The organism is Gemmatimonas phototrophica (assembly GCF_000695095.2).
Lineage (GTDB): Bacteria > Gemmatimonadota > Gemmatimonadetes > Gemmatimonadales > Gemmatimonadaceae > Gemmatimonas > Gemmatimonas phototrophica.
Genome location: NZ_CP011454.1, coordinates 825,789 through 845,804, shown reverse-complemented (window position 1 = coordinate 845,804; position 20,016 = coordinate 825,789). Strand labels below are relative to the sequence as shown.

Genomic DNA, 20,016 nt, shown 5'->3' with positions numbered 1-20,016 from the left:
GCTGGACATTAACCGAATACTTCGAGTGCGTATTCGATCTTCCCGAACGGCGCGCTCACCTGTACGCCTTGCACTGATCCGCGCACACGATCCAGCGCCTCACGGGCAATCGCAATTCCCTCGGCGAGCGCATGCTCCTTGCTCTTCTCGTTGGCCCGGCGCATACGATCCAGAATCTCCTGAGGCACTGTCACCCCCGGCACTTCGTTGGCAAGGAACTCCGCGTTGCGCGCGCTCACCAGCGGCCAAATGCCCGCCACCACGGGAATACGCACATCGTGAATGCTTTCCAGGAATGACTCCAGCTGCGCCGGGTCAAAAACGGGCTGGGTAATGGCGTACTCCGCCCCCGCCTCCACCTTCCAGTGGAATCGCTTGAGCTCATGCGCCGGATCAATGGCCACCGGGTTAACCCCCACGCCAATTACAAAGCGCGTCGGGTCGCCAATGGGGTTGTTTCCCGGGTCCATGCCGCGGTTGAGGTTCCGCACCAGGTTCGTGAGCCCAATGGCGTCAATGTCAAAGACCGCCGTGGCATCAGGATACGGCCCCATCTTGGGCGGGTCACCAGTTACCAGCAGCAGGTTGCGCAGCCCCAGCGCCGACGCGCCCAGCAGGTCGCTCAGCATCCCCAGCAAGTTGCGGTCACGACAGGCGTAGTGGGTAACCGCCTCAATGCCATGCCGCTCAATAATGAGACTGGTGGCAATGGCCCCCATACGGCTCTGCGCCCGTGGTCCGTCGGGCACGTTGATGGCGTCCACGCCCGCTTTGGCCAGTGCAGCTGCGTCATGCTCCAGCTTTACAGTGTCCACCCCACGCGGCGGAACAATCTCCACGCTGGTTACGAACTGCCCGGCCGCCAGCTTGGCGCCAAAGCGTGAGCGCTGCGCGAGAGGTACCGGCTCGCGGCTCTTGTCCGGTTCGCCGCTCACCTCCGCTTCGCGCGTTGCCCCCACCTGCACGCGTGTGCGCGGTGACAGTGGGCGCACCCCCTCCACCATGGCCTTCACATGCTCAGGGGTGGTACCGCAGCAGCCGCCAATGATCTTGGCTCCCGCCTGAATGAGGTGGCGCGCGTACGACGCCATGTACTCCGGGCTGGCCATGTACATGGTGCGCCCGCCCACATCGCGCGGCATACCGGCGTTGGGCTGGGCGCTGAGCTTCTTGTGGGTCACCGCGGCCATGCGTTCAATGGCCTCCAAAATGGTTTGCGGACCCACTGAGCAGTTCAGCCCGATCACGTCCACGCCCCACTTGTCCAGCACCCGCGCCACGTCTTCCGGTGTGGCGCCAAAGGCCGTACGTAGTTCCGGCCCTACGGTGGCCTGCGCAATCACCGGCATGGCGGCGTTCACCTCGCGCGCGGCCAGCACGGCCTGTTCCAGCTCATCGAGGTCGGCGAACGTCTCCAGCACAAAACAATCGGCACCGCCGCTGGCCAGCGCCTGCATCTGCTCACGGAATAGCCCACGCGCCTCATCACGGCTGGTAGGGCCATAGGGTTCTAGCCGTACGCCCAGCGGACCCACCGCGCCCGCTACCAGCCGCGCCTCGCCAGCCGCCTCGCGCGCCACCTGCGCCGCACGCTGGTTGATGGCCACCACCTGCCCCTCTAACCCGTACTGCGCCAGCTTGGTGCGGTTGGCGCCAAAGGTGTTGGTCTCCACCACCTCGGCACCCGCCTTCACGTACGCGGCGTGCACTTCACGCACCAGGTCCGGACTGCGCAGTACCAGTTCGTCGTAGCACTGATTGATGAATACGCCCCTGGCGTACAGCATGGTGCCCATGGCGCCATCAAACATCACCACCTGCTCCGGGTCGAGCAGGCGCGTGAGTAAGGCGGCGCGAGGGGAATCCTCGGCCAGGGAATTCGCGGCAATGTGCTGCTCAGAAACGGTAGTCATAGATAGCTTTCAAGATATGTCGAATACCGCCTCTGACGTACTGACCAATCACGCGCGCGCGGCACAGCTTTCCGCCGCCCTCGCCACCCGCATCCTCGTCCTCGACGGCGCCATGGGCACCATGCTCCAGCGCCACCGCCTTACCGAGGCCGACTACCGGGGCACTCGCTTTGCCGATTGGCACCGGGATCTCAAAGGCAACAACGATCTCCTCGTCCTCACGCAACCGGAGCTCGTGGCCGGCGTGCACCGGGAGTACCTGGCGGCCGGGGCCGACATCCTGGAAACCAACACCTTCAATGCCAACGCCATCTCCATGGCCGACTACGGCATGGAGGCGCTCTCCTACGAGCTCAACGTGGCCGGGGCCGCCCTCGCCCGCCGGGTGTGCGACGAGTTTGAGGCCCAGAACCCCGCCCGCCCCCGCTGGGTGGCCGGCGTACTGGGCCCCACCAACCGCACCGCCTCCATCTCCCCCGAAGTGGAGAACCCGGGCGCCCGCAATGTGACCTTTGACGAACTGGTCAACGCCTACCTCGAGGCCACCCGGGGCCTCGTAGACGGTGGCGCCGACATTCTCATGGTAGAAACGATCTTCGATACGCTGAACGCCAAGGCGGCGCTGTTCGCGGTCGAGACGTACTTCGAACAAACGGGCGCCCGGTTCCCGGTCATGATTTCGGGCACCATTACCGACGCCTCCGGCCGCACCCTCTCGGGGCAGACGGCCGAGGCGTTCTGGGCCTCCATGGCCCATGTGCGCCCGGTCTCCATTGGCCTCAACTGCGCCCTCGGCGCGGCCCAGCTGCGCGGCTATGTGCAGGAGCTCAGCCGCATTGCCGACTGCCACATCAGCGCCCATCCCAACGCCGGGCTCCCCAACGCCTTCGGGGGCTACGACGAGTCGCCGGAGATGATGGCCGAGCACATTGCCGAGTGGGCGCGCAGTGGACTGCTGAACATCGTGGGCGGCTGCTGCGGCACCACCCCCGAGCATATTGGCGCCATTGCCCGGGCCGTGGAGGGCGTAGACCCCCGAGTCATTCCCACCGTAGACCCGCTGCTGCGCCTCAGCGGCCTCGAGCCGTTTACCGTAGGCCCCACCACGAACTTCGTGAATGTGGGTGAGCGCACCAACGTGACCGGTTCGGCGCGCTTCGCCAAGCTCATTCTGGAGGGCAACTACAGCGAGGCGCTGGTGGTAGCCCGCCAGCAGGTGGAGAGCGGCGCCCAGATTATTGACGTGAACATGGACGAGGGGCTGCTCGACGCCCAACACGCCATGGTCACCTTTTTGAACCTGGTGGCCAGCGAGCCCGATATCTCGCGCGTGCCCATCATGGTGGACTCCAGCAAGTGGAGCGTCATTGAGGCGGGGCTCAAGTGCCTGCAGGGCAAGGGCATTGTGAACTCCATATCGCTCAAGGAAGGCGAAGGGGAGTTCCTGCGGCAGGCCCGGCTGGTGCGGCAGTATGGGGCGGCGGTGATTGTGATGGCCTTTGACGAGCAGGGGCAGGCCGACACGGTAGCGCGCAAAGTGGAGATCTGTACACGCGCCTACCACCTGCTCACGCAGCGGGTGGGCTTCCCGCCGCAGGACATCATTTTTGACCCCAATATTTTTGCCATTGGCACCGGCATTGAAGAACACGCCGACTATGCCAACGCCTTCTTTGAAGCCACTCGGCAAATAAAGGCCACGCTTCCGTACGCAAAGATCAGCGGTGGTGTAAGCAACGTGAGCTTCTCCTTCCGCGGCAACAACCCGCTGCGCGAAGCCATTCACGCCGTGTTCCTGTACCATGCCGTGAAGGCTGGTATGGATATGGGCATTGTGAACGCCGGCCAGCTGGTCCCGTACGAAGACATTCCTGCCGACCTGCGCGAGCGGGTGGAAGACTTGGTGCTCAACCGCCGCCCCGATGCCACCGAACGGCTCATGGACGTGGCCGACCAGGTAAAGGGGCGCGCCAAGGCGGTAGAAGACGTGGCGTGGCGCCGGCTCCCGGTAGACGAACGGCTCACACACGCACTGGTGCACGGCATTGACGCCTTCGTGGTGGAAGACACCGAAGAGGCGCGGGCCACGGTGAACCACCCCATTGAGGTCATTGAAGGGCCGCTCATGCGTGGCATGAACGTGGTGGGTGACCTCTTTGGCGCCGGCAAGCTGTTCCTGCCGCAGGTGGTGAAGAGTGCGCGCGTCATGAAAAAGGCCGTGGCGCATCTCATTCCGTTCATTGAGGCACTCAAGACCGCCGATACCAAGCCGGTGGGGCGTGTGCTCATGGCCACGGTAAAGGGCGACGTACACGACATTGGCAAGAACATCGTGGGCGTAGTGCTGCAGTGTAACGGCTACGAAGTGGTGGACATGGGCGTCATGCAGTCGTGCGCGGCCATTCTGGATAAGGCCCGTGAGGTGAACGCCGACGTGATTGGCCTGAGCGGCCTCATTACGCCCAGCCTCGAAGAGATGAGCTTTGTGGCCAGTGAAATGGAGCGACAGGGCTTCACCATTCCGCTGCTCATTGGCGGCGCCACCACCAGCAAGGCCCACACCGCCCTCAAGATTGAGCCGGTATACAGCGGCCCAGTGGTGCACGTGCTCGATGCCTCGCGCGCGGTGGGCGTTACCAGCAGTCTGCTATCCGACGAACGCCGGGGCGCGTATGTGGAGGGCGTGCGCGCCGAATACGCCAACATTCGTGAGGCGCGGGCGGCACGTGGGGGGGCGGAGCGTCTCATTCCAATTGAAGCCGCACGCGCCAACAAGGCAAAAATTGACCTCAGTGTGCCGGTGCCGGTGCCCACCTTTACCGGCCCGCGCACGCTGGCGCCGTATCCGCTGGAAGACCTGGTGCCGTACATCGACTGGACGCCGTTCTTCCAGACCTGGGAGCTGGCGGGGCATTACCCCGCCATTTTGGAAGACCCGGTGGTGGGGGCCACTGCGCGCAGCCTTTTTGCCGACGCGCAGGAGCTGCTGGGGCGTATGCAGCGCGAGAAGCGCATAGAGGCCCGGGCCGCCTTTGGCTTCTGGCCGGCCAACGCGGTGGGCGACGACATCGTGTTGTATACCGACGACAGCCGCGAGACTGTTGCAGCAACGCTACACATGCTGCGGCAGCAGCTCGACAAGAAGGGTGACGGTCGTCCGAATCATTGCCTGGCCGACTTTGTCGCCCCGCGTGACAGTGGCGTGCTCGACTATATGGGCGCCTTTGCGGTGACCACCGGCCACGGGTTGGAAAGCCTGGTGGCGGAGTTTGAGGCGGCGCACGACGACTACGGCAGCATTATGGCCAAGGCGCTGGCCGACCGGCTTGCCGAGGCGTTTGCCGAGCGGCTGCACCAACGGGTTCGGACGGAGTTCTGGGGGTATGCCACCGGGGAGCAGTTGGACAACGACAGCCTCATCAAGGAGACGTACCAGGGCATTCGCCCGGCACCGGGGTACCCGGCCTGCCCGGACCACCGGGAGAAGGGCACTCTCTTTGCTGTAGCAGAGGTCGAAGACCGGACCGGGATGACCCTCACCGAGAGTTTTTCCATGTATCCGGCGGCCAGCGTGAGCGGGTGGTACTTCTGGCGCCCCGAAAGTGTCTACTTCGGGGTAGGGAAGGTACTCCCCGACCAGTTGGCCGATTACGCCACCCGGGCCGGTCATACCGTAAACGACCCGCGTTTTACCGCCACGTTGGTGGCTACCTGACCCAACCACGGGGTACGGTAGCTTTCCGGCACTGTGACAGGGCGCTCACGTTGGGCGTCCCTGCATGAAGACTCAAAAAATGCGTAAGCTCCCAAGTATGCCCCTTTTGCCGAGTACCCCGTGACGAGTCCCGCCACGACTGCCCCCGCCTCCAGCAGCTCACCCAGCGCGCCCTCGGCGCTGGACGAGGTGCTGCGGGACCTGCGCGCCTTGGTGGCGAACGCCAAGGCGCTGGCCCCCGCCGAGCTGGCGGCGCATGTGCTTACGGCGGTCATGTTTGCGCTGCTCTTTGCCAAGCCGTTCAACCTGTTGCTGGACGCCTGGTGGAACGACCCCAATTCAGGGCACGGGCTGCTGCTGGCTCCGTTGTCGTTGTGGTTTGCCTACAAGAGTGGCTCGGCCAAGAACACCTCACCCAACAGGGCGTTGGGCATTTCCATGATTGTCGCGGCGGTGCTGTTCCGCTACGCCGCTGATTTGGCGGCCGAGCTGTTCGTGATGCGCGGTAGCATGGTCATGGCGCTGGGTGGCCTGGTGGTGTGGCACGCCGGCTTCAAGCAGCTGTTGCATTGGTGGCTGCCGTTTACGCTGGTGTCGCTCAGCATCCCCATTCCGGAAGTCATTCTGAACACGGTGGCGCTGCCGCTGCAGTTTACGGCCTCCAAGATTGGGGCATCGCTGTTGGAATGGCGGGAGATTCCGGTCATGATGAGCGGCAACGTGATTCGCATTCCCGGCCAGGAGCTGTTCGTGGCTGAAGCGTGCAGTGGGTTGCGGTCACTGACCGCGTTGCTCAGCCTCGGCGTGCTGCTGGGCGCGATGTTTCTGGAGAAGTGGCCTACACGGGTGCTGCTGGTGCTCATCGCCATTCCCATTGCCATTCTGATCAACGGGTTCCGGGTATTCCTCACGGGCTTCCTGGTGCTGTTCGTAAGCCCGGAAATGGGTCAGGGTTTCATGCACACCAGTGAAGGGATGCTGATGTTTGGGGCGGCGTTCTTTTTCACGTCGATTGCCGCATGGTTACTAGGACAGGGTGAACGGCTGGTGCTGCGGCGTCCAACGGCTACAGGAGCTCTCTGAATGCGCATCTCGGTGTTTGTGCCAACAGCGGCGCTCGGGCTGGGTGTACTGCTCGTATCGGGCATGCGCGAGCAGTACGCGGTGGAATCCAAGGCGCCCATGAACAACGTGTCCATGGACATTCCCGGCTATACCGCGCGCGATATCGTGGTGGCCGACGAAGAGCGCCGTGTGGCCGGCATGTCCGACTACATGCTGCGCTCGTATGAGATGGATTCGAGTGCGCTCTTTACGGCGTACGTGGGATATTACGACCGTCAGGTGCAGGGCAAGTCCATTCACTCGCCCAAGAACTGCCTGCCGGGCGCCGGCTGGGAGATTCTCAACACGGCGCCGGTAGCGGCGCCCTCCGGTCGCGCCGGGGAAACCATGAACCGTGTCATGCTCGCCAACAAGGGGAGCCGGGCGCTGGTGTATTACTGGTATCAGGGGCGCGGTCGTATTGAATCGAACGAGTACAAGGTCAAGTGGGACTTGCTGCGCGATGCGGCGTCGTACGGACGTACGGAAGAAGCGCTGGTGCGCATTGTGGTACCGCTGAGCACCCCCAAAGACATTGCCCAGGGCGACGAGGCCGTGGTGCAGCGAGCGGATTCGGTGGCCATGTCGGTGGCCGCCCGCCTCATTCCGGCGGTGGATGCCGTAATGCCGGCGTCTCCCCGCAGCTGAGCTGAGTAAGTCCCGGCCATTGGCGTAGTGGGCGCGCTAACGGTTCAGCAGGTCGTGGTACGCTTGGATGTAGGAATCGACCATGGCGGTAATGCCAAACCGCTCTTCTGCAATTGCCGACGCCGTGCTGCCAAACGCAGCACGGCGTTCGTGTTGTTGTACCATTTCAACAATGGCCTTCGCCAGAGCGGCGGGGTTCTGTGGTGGTACCACCAGGCCCGCACCGGCCTGTACAATGTGTGGCATCTCGCCCACCGAGGTGGCAATAATGGGTCGGCGGCTCGCCATGCCTTCCAGCAGGGCAATGGGAAGTGCCTCGGAGCGAGAGGGGAGCACCAGCGCGTCGAACCCCTGCAATAACCGGGCGATGTCACTGCGCATGCCCAGCAGCTTGAATGGCACGGCACTTCGGGCGGCAATGGCCTCCACTCGGGTCCGCTCATCACCGTCACCGGCCACGACAATGGCCACCGGCGTCTCTGCCGGAATGAGTGCCGCCGCTTCGGCCAACACATCAATGCCCTTGAGCGGATGCAAGCGGGCCAGTGCACCAATGAGCACGGTGTCGGGGCCTATCCCCAGTTCCTGCCGCAGACTCTGGCGGGCGGCAGCATCCGGCCTGTAAACGGCGGTGTCGATGCCGTTGGGAATGACCTGAATACGACTGAGCGAAAGCCCAAGCTGATCCTTGAGCTGGCGCTGCAGGCTCTGCGACACGGCCACCAGTCGGCCCGTGAGAGCGGCAGCAGCCCGCTTCTGGAGCACCAACTTCCAGTGCTCCCGCGGTCCTTCCAACCCGTGTTCGGTGTGAAGCAGAGGGATATTGAGCCACCTGGCAGCCACAGCCGCCGCGAGCCAGTTGCCGTTTTGGGAGTGCACCAGCTGTATGCCGTCGGCACGCATTTCCCGAATGAGCCGACGCGGCGCCAGATTATCCCACTTGGTTTCGAAAGGCAGTACTTTAGCTTCGATATTGAGGTCTGCTGCCGCGGCGAGCAGCGGCCCGCCCCGCTGGGTGCAGTAAATGGTGGTCCTCCACCCGCGTGAGGAAAGCGCGGCGGCGAGGGAGATGACGAACCGCTCCATGCCACCAATTTCCAACCATGGAAGAACCAGACCCACATGCGGGGGAGCGTTCATTGCGCCTGAGGAAGTTTGCAGGATCCGTCACACTTCTTCTTCACGTGACGGGGGAATTCACCCATGTTACGAAAATAGTGGCCCAAATGGTATCAACCGTCACAGGACGCCAGTTGCCCCATGCAGTAGACCTCGTCTATCTCATGAGCAAGCAGTTGGCACCCCAGACCGGAAGTATCTGATGTTCAGCCTGCGCGTCGTGAACGGTGGCCTGTGCGCCAAGACGTCTAGATCGGGATTCAGTCACATGGCACGTGCGACCATCATTGCATTGGTGCTGGCGGGGTGCGGTGCAGACACCGTGGCCACCGTGGCCAATGATGACGTTGACAGCTACGCCGATTTTCCGGCCGGCGCGCAGCTGCTGTCGGTTGATCCGCCGGCTGCTTTGGGCGACAGCGTCATTCTGCTCACCCGCAGTGCGGCTACGGTGCTGTTGAACGGTACCGACAAACTGCTGCTGGCGCGCGGCCGGGCGGCCAGTGCGGCCGGGTCGTTTGCTGTGCGGGCGTCACGCAATGGGGACAGTGTGCTGGTGGCGTCACGGGCGGTGCAGTCGTCCGACCAGCTACTCGTATCGTCCACGACCGGCACGCGTTCGAGCCCGGTGTGGGTGCTGCATCCCGACAGCATCAGCAGTATGCGCATTGAAGGGCTCCCGGACACGGTACTGGTAGGGCAGCGATTCGCGCTCTCGGCAGCGGTGAACAGCGCCCGGTTTGGCCGGTTGACCACCAAGCGTGGGCTCTGGAGCACCAGCAACGGTGCCGTAGCGTCGTATTCCGAAGGGACGTTAACGGCTACGAGCGCCGGAACGGCAGACATTTCCGTGGCCACCCTTGGCCGTACCACCGTGCACCGACTGGTGGTGCGCTCGGTTGCGTCCACCGGCACGATAACGGGGCTGCCGGCCTCTCTGGTGAATGGACAGGGGAGCCAGGCAACAGCCAGCTTCCGGGATAGTCAGGGGGCGGCCATTCCCTGTGCCACCATTGTGTGGTCGGCGCAGCCGGCGGGTGTACTGCTGCTGGGAAGTTCCACCAGCGCGACGGTCACGGTCACCGGCGGTACGGCAGGGAGCGGAGAGTTGCAGGCCACCTGTGGTGCGGTTACGGCCAAGCAGACCGTGCTGGTCACGACCCCAGGGAGCCAGTCAGGGATCAATCTGCGGGTGAATGTGCTCACCGCGACGGTACCCGCCACCATTAATGTGTCGGCCGGCGTACCCATGGCGCCGGGGCGGCTGCGGGCCGCCGACGTAGGTTCGCTGCGACTGCTGGTGAATGGCACGGAAATACCACGTCACGCCTCGGCGCTGCTCGGTACCCACCCCGATGGCTCACTGCGCTCGGTTTTGCTTCAGTTCACCGTGCCCGCAACTGCGGCCACCGCGCCCGTCTTACTGGAGTTTTCGGGACGGACCGCAGGCTCGTTGCCCAAGGCGCCCGTTACGGCAGTGCCCGATGCCATTGTGCGCTATGAATCTCTGCCGGAGTTGATTGCGACAGGCATTGTGGGGCCAACGTTGCCGCGCAGTGCGTCGCCTACTTCGCCGACCTTTTTTACGACATATGAAAGCAAGTTTGACACGTTCGAGGCTATTCACTCGGCCAGCACTGAACCGTCGTATAGCACGAACTTCTACGACCGCATTCTCGCCCTTTATGGTTTTTGGGCGCGTACCGGGAACCCTATCTTGTTTGCCCGCGCGTCGCTTTTAACAAGGCGCTTTCGGGATGAATATGTCGTCCCAAACAACTACGGACTTCCCGAGTGGCAGGCAGGAATCGATGGCATGGCTGTTCATTATTGGTTGACTGGTGATGACTCAACACGGAACACCATTCTTCGAGTAGCATCAAACATCGAGTTCTATCGAGGTACAACTGTCCGTATCACCAACCCTGACCATCCTTGGATGGACGCCCGTGTTTATGCTCGTGTCCTAATGACAAAAGTGCTCTCGATCATGCTTGGAGCGACATCTACCCTTGCTACGTCGAACTCACCTGGCATCGCTGATATCAAGGTAGCGGCCGCGAATAACCTCCGCGACATGCTTTCCATGCAGCGAACCGATGGATCATGGCGTTTCAAAAGCCAATGCGGGGAGGCGTCCAACTACACCATCGGACTCCTGATCGGTGTTTTAGGCCAATATCATGACAACGTGAGTCCCGACGTTCGGATTCAGCCATCGGTTCAGAAAGCAGTGGATTTTCTTTTCGCGAGTCAGTGGCGTACGTCCGACCGATCCTTCAATTATTACTCAGGTACTTGTACGGGGCACGGTGGACCTAGCGCTGCACCGGATCTCAACGGCCTATTTCTTGATGGTATTGGCTGGCTACATCGACGTACGCGTAATCCTCAGCTCAGAAGTTACGGAGATGCCGTTTTCCAAGGCGGGGCGGAGAAGGCCTTTGTCAACTGGGGCAAACAGTTCAACCAGCAGTACCAAATGTCTTGGCGGTGGCTTGGCTCAAGATAGGCCTTCCACCTACGAGAAATCAAACAAAATGCCACTGCTCTCAATCGATGCAGTGGCACTTCCTCATTTCGACGTCAACATTCTCTTCTTGTGAGATTCTTCCTTTGAGTTCCGAAGTTACTCGTAATTTGAGGGTCGGGGTGGTTGGCGCTGGCTATGTCGCCTCCCGTCACCTCATTGCCTTACGCGACTTGCCACACGTTTCAGTCATCGGCATCTGTGATCCAGACGTAGCGCGCGCCGTGGCAATGGCTGGCACATTCAACATTCCGAACGCAGTGAGTGGCATTGATGAGTTCGTGAAGCTGAAGCTGGACGTCATTCATATTCTGACTCCACCGGCAAGTCATTGTGAGCAAACACTCAAAGCGTTGGACATGGGCTGCCATGTTTTTGTGGAGAAGCCCATGGCAGAATCAGTTGAGGAGTGCGACCGCATGATTGCGCGTGCTCAATCTGTTGGCAAGCTTCTGTCGGTGAACCACTCAATGATTTTTGACCCGCTGTTTGCCGACGCTATTGCGCGTCTCAAGCGAGGGGACTGTGGAGAAATTGTCAGCCTTACCTACTTCCGCGGGTCTGATTATCCAGCGTACGCGGGCGGACCTCCAACCGCCGTGCACTCCCAAGGCTCGTATCCCTTCAGGGACCTCGGCGTACATGCCCTGTACCTTATTGAAGAGTGTCTTGGGCCAATTGACAGCATGAATGTTGAGCATCATTCCAGTGGCAAGGATCCCATGCTCACGTTCGATGAGTGGCGTCTTTCCGCTCGGTGCGGGAAGGCTACGGCCAACGTGCTGTTGTCATGGAACATGCGCCCCATTCGAAACGAGTTCTGGGTACACGGTACTAAAGGGGCCCTCCACGTTGACGGATTCCTTAATCGTTGTGAGTTTCACGCGACGTATCCGGGGCCAGCGCAGCTCCAGGCCGCCATCAATGGTTTTCGCCACGCCATTCGCCGTGTAGCCGGCATTCCCGCGAATGTTCTGAGTGTCGTCTCGGGACGGTCCAAACCCTCGGCGGGCATCTACTACGCGGTACACGCCTTCTACGAAGCATTGGCGACCAAGGCGCCGCCGCCAGTCGCGCATGATGCGGCGCGCCGCGCCGTGGATCTGGTAACCCGCTATTCCCAGTCTGCAGACGAAGCAAAGTCCGCTCTTGAGCACGCTCGTAAAACTGCACCTGTTACGGCTGCGGAAATTCTCGTTACCGGTGCGAGCGGCTTCCTGGGGAGTGCCCTCCTTCACCGACTGCGTGATTCTGGGGAACATCCCAGGGTACTGTTGCGGCGGCCGGCGAGTGCATCCTCACCCGCCTTTGGGCTAAACGCGGTTATTGGCAGCTTGGGAGAGCCAGATGTTGTAGACCGCGCCATTGCCGGCGTGCGGACCGTGTATCATGTCGGTGCCGCGATGAAGGGGGGAGCGCTCGAGTTTCAGGCTGGCACCGTTATCGGAACGCAGAACGTGGTGGACGCCTGCATACGCCACGGTGTAGAACGTTTGGTCTATGTCAGTTCGTGCGGAATTTTCGATCACGCGGGACGTGACCAGAAGGTTCCCGTCACGGAAAACTCTGCGTTTGAACCACGCCCGGATCTACGGGGCGTATACAGCGGTGCCAAACTGGAAGCGGAAAAGATCGTGCTTGATGCCGCTAGGGAGCGTGGACTGAAGGTCGTCGTCATTCGACCCGGACAAATTTTCGGCCCTGGCACCGAAGGTACGACACCCAATGGCGTCATCAGACTTGGCAGCAACCTGGTGATTTCCGGAAACGGCGGTCGTGCCCTTCCCCTTGTTTACGTGGATGATGTAGTGGACGCCTTACTGAGCGCAGCAACCGCTGATGCGGCTGTTGGCCACGCCATCAACATCATCGATCCCGCGAAGGTAGATCAGAATCAGTTTCTTGCCGCTGCCCGACCATTTCTCGGAACTGCCAAGATCCGCCGTGTACCGGAGTGGGTCTTGCTGGCTGTGGGAGGTATGGTTGATGTGCTGTCAAAGATCGCCAAACGCTCGCTTCCTCTCTCTCGTTATCGGGTCCGCGCGCTACGTCCACTGCATCCCGTTGACGTCAGCTTGGCGCAGCGCCTCCTGAACTGGACGCCCCGAGTGGGAGCCAATGAGGGTTTGGCACGAACGTTTGGCAGCACTCGCAACTGAGTAATGCGCAGCTAACGGCGGGAGCTCAGAAGCTTGAAGGCTATCACGCGATCAGAACGCCCAGAGAATCCGCGAAACACGCCTCCCGTTGCGACCACGACCAGATACTGTGTTCCGTTGACCGAATAGACCGTCGGTATGGTAGACCCCGCGGCGGGCAGCTGGTAGGACCAAAGTTCCCGCCCGTCTGCGGCGGCGTATGCGCGCACCTTGTTGTCCGTTGTGCCAGTAGCAAAGAGCAAGCCGCCCGCCGTCACGGCCACTCCACCCATGTTCTGTAGTCCAAGAACCGACGTGCCGTTTGAACGCAAGCCATTCAGCTGCCCAAAGGGTACCTGCCAGATCTTTTTCCCGGTGTTCAGATCGAGAGCGGTGAGCAAGCCCCAGGGAGCCTTGCCTCCAGGGTTTCCCCGCTCGTCGAGAACCAACTGCCAGAAGGCACTCAGGGCAAAGGAGCGCTGTGCATCACTCCGCTTGTCCAGCGCGGAAAAGTACGCATACAGTGTTTGCAACTGCGGCCCTGTTGGTACGATTGACACCGTGGTACCGGCGTGCTGTTCACGAAAGTATGCCTGCGACTCCAACTGCTCCCGGCGTCGTAACGCCGTAATGCCTGACAATGCCGGCAGGTACGCATCGCCCGCGCCCTCCCATTCAAAGGAGCCACGACGCGAGACACCATGACATTGGGCACACATGCGGTTGTACACATCGTGCCCGGGCAGATCGGCGCCGGTGGTGGCCGTGGCCTTGATGTCGGTGTACTGCGTCCTTATCACCCATGGCAATTCGTTGGACGGTACATAGAGAATGGCCTTTGTGGGGTCCACCGCACCGCCAAACCACTCGGCACCCCCATGCACACCATATAAGGCAATCTTGCCGCCAATAACCGGCGGCTCAAAGAACCCGTAGATGGCCCCCCGAAGTTTTTGTTCCACCGTGCGACGCGCCGAAACTGACAGATCCGTAATCTGATCGGGGGTGAATACCTGCCGTGAAAACGGTTCTGGCAAGTCAAACACCGGCTGGTACGGAGCCGTCCGCTCGCCGGGAATTTTGGATACGGGCGCCCGCTTCAACCGGTAGCCGAATATTGGTTGTCCCCGGTCCCGATCAAGCAGCAATGTATTGCCGCGCTTGGTGAGTACCGCTACCACATCAACCGGTCGCCCCTCTCGGGTGATGGTGGTGAGCACTGGTGCCGCGGTCAGATCAAAATCCCAGAGATCATGTTCAACTTCCTGAAAAGCCCAGCGCACGGCTCCGGTTCTGGTATCCACCGCAACAACGCTGCACGTGTAATTGTTCTTCCCCGGTCGATTGGTGCCAATAAGGGCCGGGCGAGGATTGCCAGTGGTGACATACGCCATGTGGCGATCTACGTCAGCCGACATGCCGCCCCAGGGGGCTCCACCGGCGAGACTGCCTGCTGCTCCATCGGGCTGCTGCAACAAGGATCTGCTCCAAACAAGCGTACCAGTTGTGAGGTCGTAGGCCTCAAGAGCCGGTGCGAGGGTAGCAATGACAAGTCGGTCTTTGACGATAAGCGGAGCGATGAGCGACGTGCCCGACCCGACTACGCCGTTATTGCCAAAGGTTTTCTGAACTGTGCCAGTTGCCGCATTGATGGCAAACACGCCCTTGCTGCTTGGCACGAACAGACGCGAACTGGCAAAACTGTTGTTGGGCTCCCAGATCAATCCGCGACGGGCAACAGGAGCGGGCAGCACCACACGCCAGATTTCGCGGCCCGTCTCAGCGTCAAGGGACAGCAGGTCCCCATCGAGGCCCGTGAGAAACATCCGGTTCCCCACGACAATCGGATTGGTTTCGACGGTGGTGCCCCCGGTCTTTGTGGAATCACCAAGATCGCTCCCGGAGGAATAGCTCCACGCCGGCTGGAGAAAGCGTACGTTCTGCGTGGTAATCTGATTGAGCGAGGAATACTTGGTGGACATGTCATCGCCGCCACTGCGGTGCCACGTATCAAAGCGACGATTGCCGGGGCGACTTGGTGGCAGGCTCGACAGATTGACCGCCGGGATTTCGACATACTCTGGAAGTGCGTGGCGCGCGGCCGAGTCGTCTACTGGTGGCCTTTGCTGCAGATCGAAGAGCGAGTATTGCAGAGTTGACGCTCCGGTGGGCGCGGCATCAACCGGCGCCCCTATTGCTCCCTTAAACGTCGCAGTGACTCCATACCGACGAACACGGTTCCATCCCTTGGTCACCGCGCTTCGAACACCAATATCACGCATCTTGTCAATCACCGCACGGGTGCGTGGCATGAGCATGGCGGCGCTCACCAAAACGGTGGCGCCGGCAATAGACAGCGCGACGGCGCGAATGGCGTTCTTACGGGTCATTGGCTGGTTGGGGTAAACGACGGCACTATAATCGACCAGTTGGGCGTGCGGCCCTCGAAAGGCCGGCAACAATTCGCACATGCTGGTCCACCCAGTTGCGCATCGTGAAATTGTGTTCAACTCGCGCGCGTGCGTTGCCCCCCAGGCGGTCACGCAGCGCCGCATCGTCAAGCAACTGTGAAAGGGCGGTCGCCATGGCCGTGGCGTCACCCGGCGGAATAATGATTCCCGCCATGCCATTGGTAACGAGTTCGGGCACGGCGCCAACGCTGCAACCGATCACCGGCCTTCCCGCCGACATGGCTTCGGCGATGGTTAGTCCAAAGGCCTCACCCCAGATGGCGGGATGCACCACCACGGCAGCGTTACCAACAATTTGCTGGACGTCATCGCGGATGCCCAGAAATTCAATGCGATCCGCAATACCCAGCTGCGCCGCCAGCAACTCAAGCGCTGGCCGCTGTGGGCCGTCTCCAGCAATGGTGAGGGTCGCCTTTTTCAGGCGCGAGTCAGCAAAGGCACGTACCAGTACATCGACACCCTTGTCCGGAATCAGCGCGGCAACGCACACGGTTCGACTGGACATTGAGGGAGGAGCGGGCACGGCAAAGCGCTCCGTATCGACTCCATTGTACACCACCTCAAGCTGCGGCGGGCGTACGCCAAACCGTTGCTGATTGCGCTGCGCCACGTACTCGGAAACCGCCACGACCTTGTCTGTCCGGGCAAAAGTGACCCGATCGAGCAGACGTGAGAGTGCCGACTGCCGGTATGCTGCCGACGGCGACGAATAGCAGTCCTGAAACACCACACGAACGGACGGAATGCTCCAGGCAGCAACCACCGCCCGCGAGCGCGGGGCAAACAGGCTGAAGTGCGCGACATGCGCATGCTGCGCGAGCCACTTGCGTGCGCTTGTGACAGTGCGTTCAACCAGAGACAGGTCATGCCAGCTTGCTCCACATTGGGCGATCCGAAGTTCGACCTGCGGATGACAGGGGGCATAGGTGGCGACTGCTACCTGGTGGTCGCGTGCCAACCGTGTCACGAACTCAAGCAGCCAGTCCTCCATGGAACCGAGCTTTCGGGGCGCCAGTTGCACCAGCACGGCAACCTTGGCCTTTTTGTCAGCCACTGCTGAATGGTTCAACGGAAGCACCGTCTGGAGAGGGGAAATTGGTAAGCAGAGACACGCGCTGAAGCTGCCATTGTGTGACCCATTCTGTATATTGAAACGCTTCGGACAGCAATATCGTGCTCCTTCCGGCACACTGGCCACCCGCCAGTTGACCAGCACCGTTCCCAATGGCGAATCTCCCAATACGCGTTGTTCACCTCTCGTATCAGCTCGATTCCGGAGGAGCGGAATCCCTGCAGCGGGAATTTTCCCGTCACGCCGATTCCCGGTATTCGCTGGCATTTGTGGCGCTCACCCGCTCCGGCCGCGCGGGAGAATGGCTCGAGGAGCAGGGACGCGAAGTTATTGCCCTCAACAAGCCTTCCGGATTCAGCCTTCGGATGATTGCCACACTGGCGCGGGTCTTGAAGCGACTCGGTGCCCAGGTGCTGCATACTCACGACAATTCCCCCATGATTTATGGGAGCATTGCCGCGCGACTGGCCGGTGTTGGTACGGTGGTTCATACGCGCCACCATGGTCGACTGCCGCCCAACCAGCAGCAGGAAGTACGCATGGCAGCCAGAATCAGCCCGCTGGTGAATGCGGTGTGTTGCGTGTCTGAGGATAGCCGGCGCGAGGCCCTGCTGGAGGGCATTGGCGACAAGCGGCTGTTCACCGTGTACAATGGTATCGACACCAGCCGGTTCGCCACCGCACCGGCTGACACCGTGGCATCCGGACCTGCTGTTTCGGTGAGCTGCCTGCGCCCGGACAAGAACACCGAAAGCCTGCTCAGGGCCACACAACGTATAGTTCGCGAGGCCCCCGACTTCCGGTTGGTCATTGCCGGCGATGGCCCGTTGGACCGGGTAGCCATGTTGAAGCGCATGTGCTCGGAGCTGGCACTCGACCAGTACGTAACTTTCCTTGGCTGGACTGAAGACGTACCCGCTCTCCTGCGCACGGCTGGCATGATGATTCTGCCCTCTACCCGCGAGGGGGTCTCGGTCGCGTTGCTTGAAGCGATGTCATGTGGCATTCCCACCATTGCCACTGCTGTCGGTGGCAACGTGGAAGTCATTGCCGACAACGAATCGGGATTGCTGGTACCCGCCAATGACCACGAGGCACTGGCGGCGGCCATGCTCCGGCTACACAGGGACCCCACCCGACGTATCGAGATGGGGACAGCTGGCCGCACGCGAGTGGAAACTGTGTTTGGCATACGGCGCATGGTGCGCGATTACGAGCGACTCTACGACCGCTTTCTTGGCCTATGACGACGTTACCACCGTGCGCATTTCCGCGTCCATGATCGCACGCAGCTTGGGGTGCATGCGGAAGTACTGGCGGCCCTGCGCTACCTGCTGAGAAAAGCGGGGAGGGAGCATACCGGACCGCGCAGTAAACGCGAGTACCTCTCCAAGCAGTTGCACCTGCGCCGCGTCGACACGCTTCCGGGCATCCGCGAGAGAGCGTGCCCCCTGCACGTCCACATTACGCACGCACAGAATGTCGCCCGTATCAATACCGGGATCTATGAGATGCACCGTGCAGCCCACCTGCGCCTTGGAGAATATGGCCCACTCCGTGACGTTCATGCCCCTGAACCACGGGAGTTGCCCCATGTGGGCATTGATGGTGCCCAAGCGGGGGATTTCCAAAAGGGGAGCGCGCAAGAGCCCCGCGCCCGCATGGACAAGCACATCGGGAGTTTGGGAGCGAATGAACTGCAATGCCTCCGGCTCCGACAATGACGATACGGTAGTAAATGGGATGTCCTCGCGGGTACAGTAGGCTTTCACATCCGTTTCCCAATCTTCCGCATCACCTAGCGGCCACGATGGCCCTGACTTTCCACGCAGGCGTGCGAGTATTGGCTCAAAGCCATCGTCACGAGCACGCGTGAGCAGCCGCTCCTGCCGACTCTTGGCTGCGGGTGCTTCAATGAGCACGGCAACGGGGCGAATACCCAGCGAGCGCCACGTTTCCACCATTTGCGTCACCTTGTGCACATACGGCGATGCCAACATCACCATTCGCAGTGGCGCGCTCCCCGTCGCAGCCACCACCTCGGGTAGCGCGCGTGGAATGTGTTCTGGGATTTCGACGGGCGACGGCTCTCTGTTGGGCACCTTTGCCAGCGCACGCTCGGCCATGAGCACGGCATCAATGAAAAATTTGGCTGCCCAGTTTGGCAGCGACGCGTAGATATAGCTGCCCCAGACAGGGAACGACCCTGCGATTCCGCCGCGGACACCGGGATTGCCATGGTCAAGCTGCTGTGCCCCGCAGACGGCATCGATGAGTCGCAAGGCCACGTTGAGTTTTCTTGGATCATTGTCGCCGCTATAGAGACGCAGAAAGATCAGTGCCATCTGCGCGTTACCTGTCAGGCATGTGAAATCAGACGCCTTACGCCAATTACGGTTCAGAATGCCGGGCAATGTCCCGGACAGCTCGACACGACGCAGGATGCCCTCAGCGGCCTTGGTAACAGCAGCAATGGCATCGGTGCGGCCACAGACTTCCGCCGTTGCCAGCACCCCCCATAACGTGTAGGCAATCGTGTGCGTGACCCCTTGCCTTGCACGATGGTCGTCCGGTGAGAACCCCATGAGATCAATCCATCCGGTCTCAGCGTCCTGATGACTGAGCGCCCAATCCATGTGCCGCTCCGCAGCACGCACATATCTCGGCTCGGCCGTGTATTGGCCAAACTCCGCGAGCCAGCAGGAGGCGTGTGTCGTGTAAGTGGTGACCAGGCCATTGTAGATATGCTGCCGCCAGGCGCCGTCAGTATCCTGCACCGTACAAAGCCACTCTGCCGCACGTATTGCCGCATCCAGCACACGTTGGTCGTGCGAGTGCGCGTGCCATGCCTGTAAGCCATTGAGAATCTGCCCGGTATTGAAGACCGATGGCACGCTGGTGTTCTCGTGGACCTCTCCGCCAGGGAACGCACCGCTTGGCAGCTGGACCGTCAGCAGGAAATCAATGGCGCGCTTGGCGCGTTCCACAAATCGAGGCGCATTGAGCGATGTGGCCAGCGCCAAGAGTGTAGGTACCAGATATCCCGTCGTTTCAGGATACGATGACGACCATCCATTGCGGAGGCTGTATCGCCCGACAATGCCGCCATCAGACGTGGCATCCTGCGCGCGCTCAAGCCACGCAGCAGCGGCGCGCATATGTACACCATAGTCAATATCCCGACCCTGATAGCGCCTGATGCCAACCACTTGATTCAGCAGGAGTGATGCATTTCCGGACCGCAAGAACCCGGTATCGCGCAGGACTCTGGCGATTGGCTTAATTCTTTGGATCATCTGACTATCC

The 20,016-nt window shown here is 61.3% G+C and carries 11 protein-coding genes; 6 read left to right on the top strand and 5 right to left on the bottom strand.

Features of this window, described 5'->3' with window-relative positions:
• Nucleotides 1–8: 8 nt before the first annotated feature.
• Nucleotides 9–1,913 (bottom strand): bifunctional homocysteine S-methyltransferase/methylenetetrahydrofolate reductase, encoded by a 1,905-nt coding sequence (locus GEMMAAP_RS03565; RefSeq protein ID WP_053334300.1) that lies wholly within the window; start codon nt 1,911–1,913, stop codon nt 9–11.
• 16 nt (nt 1,914–1,929) lie between these two features.
• Here GEMMAAP_RS03565 and metH point away from each other — a divergent pair, with 16 nt between their 5' ends.
• From metH to GEMMAAP_RS03550, 3 genes are all read left to right on the top strand, one after another.
• On the top strand, nt 1,930–5,628 hold the full coding sequence (gene metH / locus GEMMAAP_RS03560) for a methionine synthase (protein ID WP_026850214.1): 3,699 nt from the start codon (nt 1,930–1,932) through the stop codon (nt 5,626–5,628).
• Between the two features lie 120 nt (nt 5,629–5,748).
• Nucleotides 5,749–6,711, top strand: a complete 963-nt coding sequence (locus tag GEMMAAP_RS03555) for an exosortase/archaeosortase family protein (protein ID WP_026850215.1) — start codon at nt 5,749–5,751, stop codon at nt 6,709–6,711.
• Nucleotides 6,712–7,380, top strand: a complete 669-nt coding sequence (locus GEMMAAP_RS03550; RefSeq protein ID WP_026850216.1) for an exosortase C-terminal domain/associated protein EpsI — start codon at nt 6,712–6,714, stop codon at nt 7,378–7,380.
• A gap of 36 nt (nt 7,381–7,416) precedes the next feature.
• Here GEMMAAP_RS03550 and GEMMAAP_RS03545 read toward each other — a convergent pair whose 3' ends face one another.
• Nucleotides 7,417–8,466 carry a glycosyltransferase gene (locus tag GEMMAAP_RS03545; RefSeq protein WP_158514718.1) on the bottom strand — a complete coding sequence of 350 codons (1,050 nt, stop codon included), beginning with the start codon at nt 8,464–8,466 and terminating at the stop codon, nt 7,417–7,419.
• Between the two features lie 235 nt (nt 8,467–8,701).
• Here GEMMAAP_RS03545 and GEMMAAP_RS03535 point away from each other — a divergent pair, with 235 nt between their 5' ends.
• Together GEMMAAP_RS03535 and GEMMAAP_RS03530 are read left to right on the top strand one after the other, a co-directional pair.
• On the top strand, nt 8,702–11,011 hold the full coding sequence (locus GEMMAAP_RS03535) for a hypothetical protein (protein WP_075071401.1): 2,310 nt from the start codon (nt 8,702–8,704) through the stop codon (nt 11,009–11,011).
• 47 nt (nt 11,012–11,058) lie between these two features.
• On the top strand, nt 11,059–13,188 hold the full coding sequence (locus GEMMAAP_RS03530; protein WP_082821030.1) for an NAD-dependent epimerase/dehydratase family protein: 2,130 nt from the start codon (nt 11,059–11,061) through the stop codon (nt 13,186–13,188).
• Nucleotides 13,189–13,199: 11 nt separating this feature from the next.
• Here GEMMAAP_RS03530 and GEMMAAP_RS03525 read toward each other — a convergent pair whose 3' ends face one another.
• Together GEMMAAP_RS03525 and GEMMAAP_RS20245 are read right to left on the bottom strand one after the other, a co-directional pair.
• Nucleotides 13,200–15,557, bottom strand: coding sequence for an outer membrane protein assembly factor BamB family protein (locus tag GEMMAAP_RS03525; protein WP_026850219.1), 2,358 nt, complete (start codon nt 15,555–15,557; stop codon nt 13,200–13,202).
• A gap of 25 nt (nt 15,558–15,582) precedes the next feature.
• Entirely contained in the window at nt 15,583–16,854 is a 1,272-nt protein-coding gene (locus tag GEMMAAP_RS20245; RefSeq protein ID WP_238588224.1) for a glycosyltransferase family 4 protein, read from the bottom strand.
• A gap of 8 nt (nt 16,855–16,862) precedes the next feature.
• Between GEMMAAP_RS20245 and GEMMAAP_RS03515 the strand changes: the two genes are divergently transcribed.
• Entirely contained in the window at nt 16,863–17,957 is a 1,095-nt protein-coding gene (locus GEMMAAP_RS03515; RefSeq protein WP_026850221.1) for a glycosyltransferase, read from the top strand.
• On the opposite strand, the gene GEMMAAP_RS03510 is transcribed toward GEMMAAP_RS03515, so the two are convergent.
• Nucleotides 17,952–19,868 (bottom strand): formyltransferase family protein, encoded by a 1,917-nt coding sequence (locus GEMMAAP_RS03510; protein WP_053334302.1) that lies wholly within the window; start codon nt 19,866–19,868, stop codon nt 17,952–17,954. The two genes, GEMMAAP_RS03515 and GEMMAAP_RS03510, sit on opposite strands and share 6 nt — an antisense overlap.
• Nucleotides 19,869–20,016: the final 148 nt, after the last annotated feature.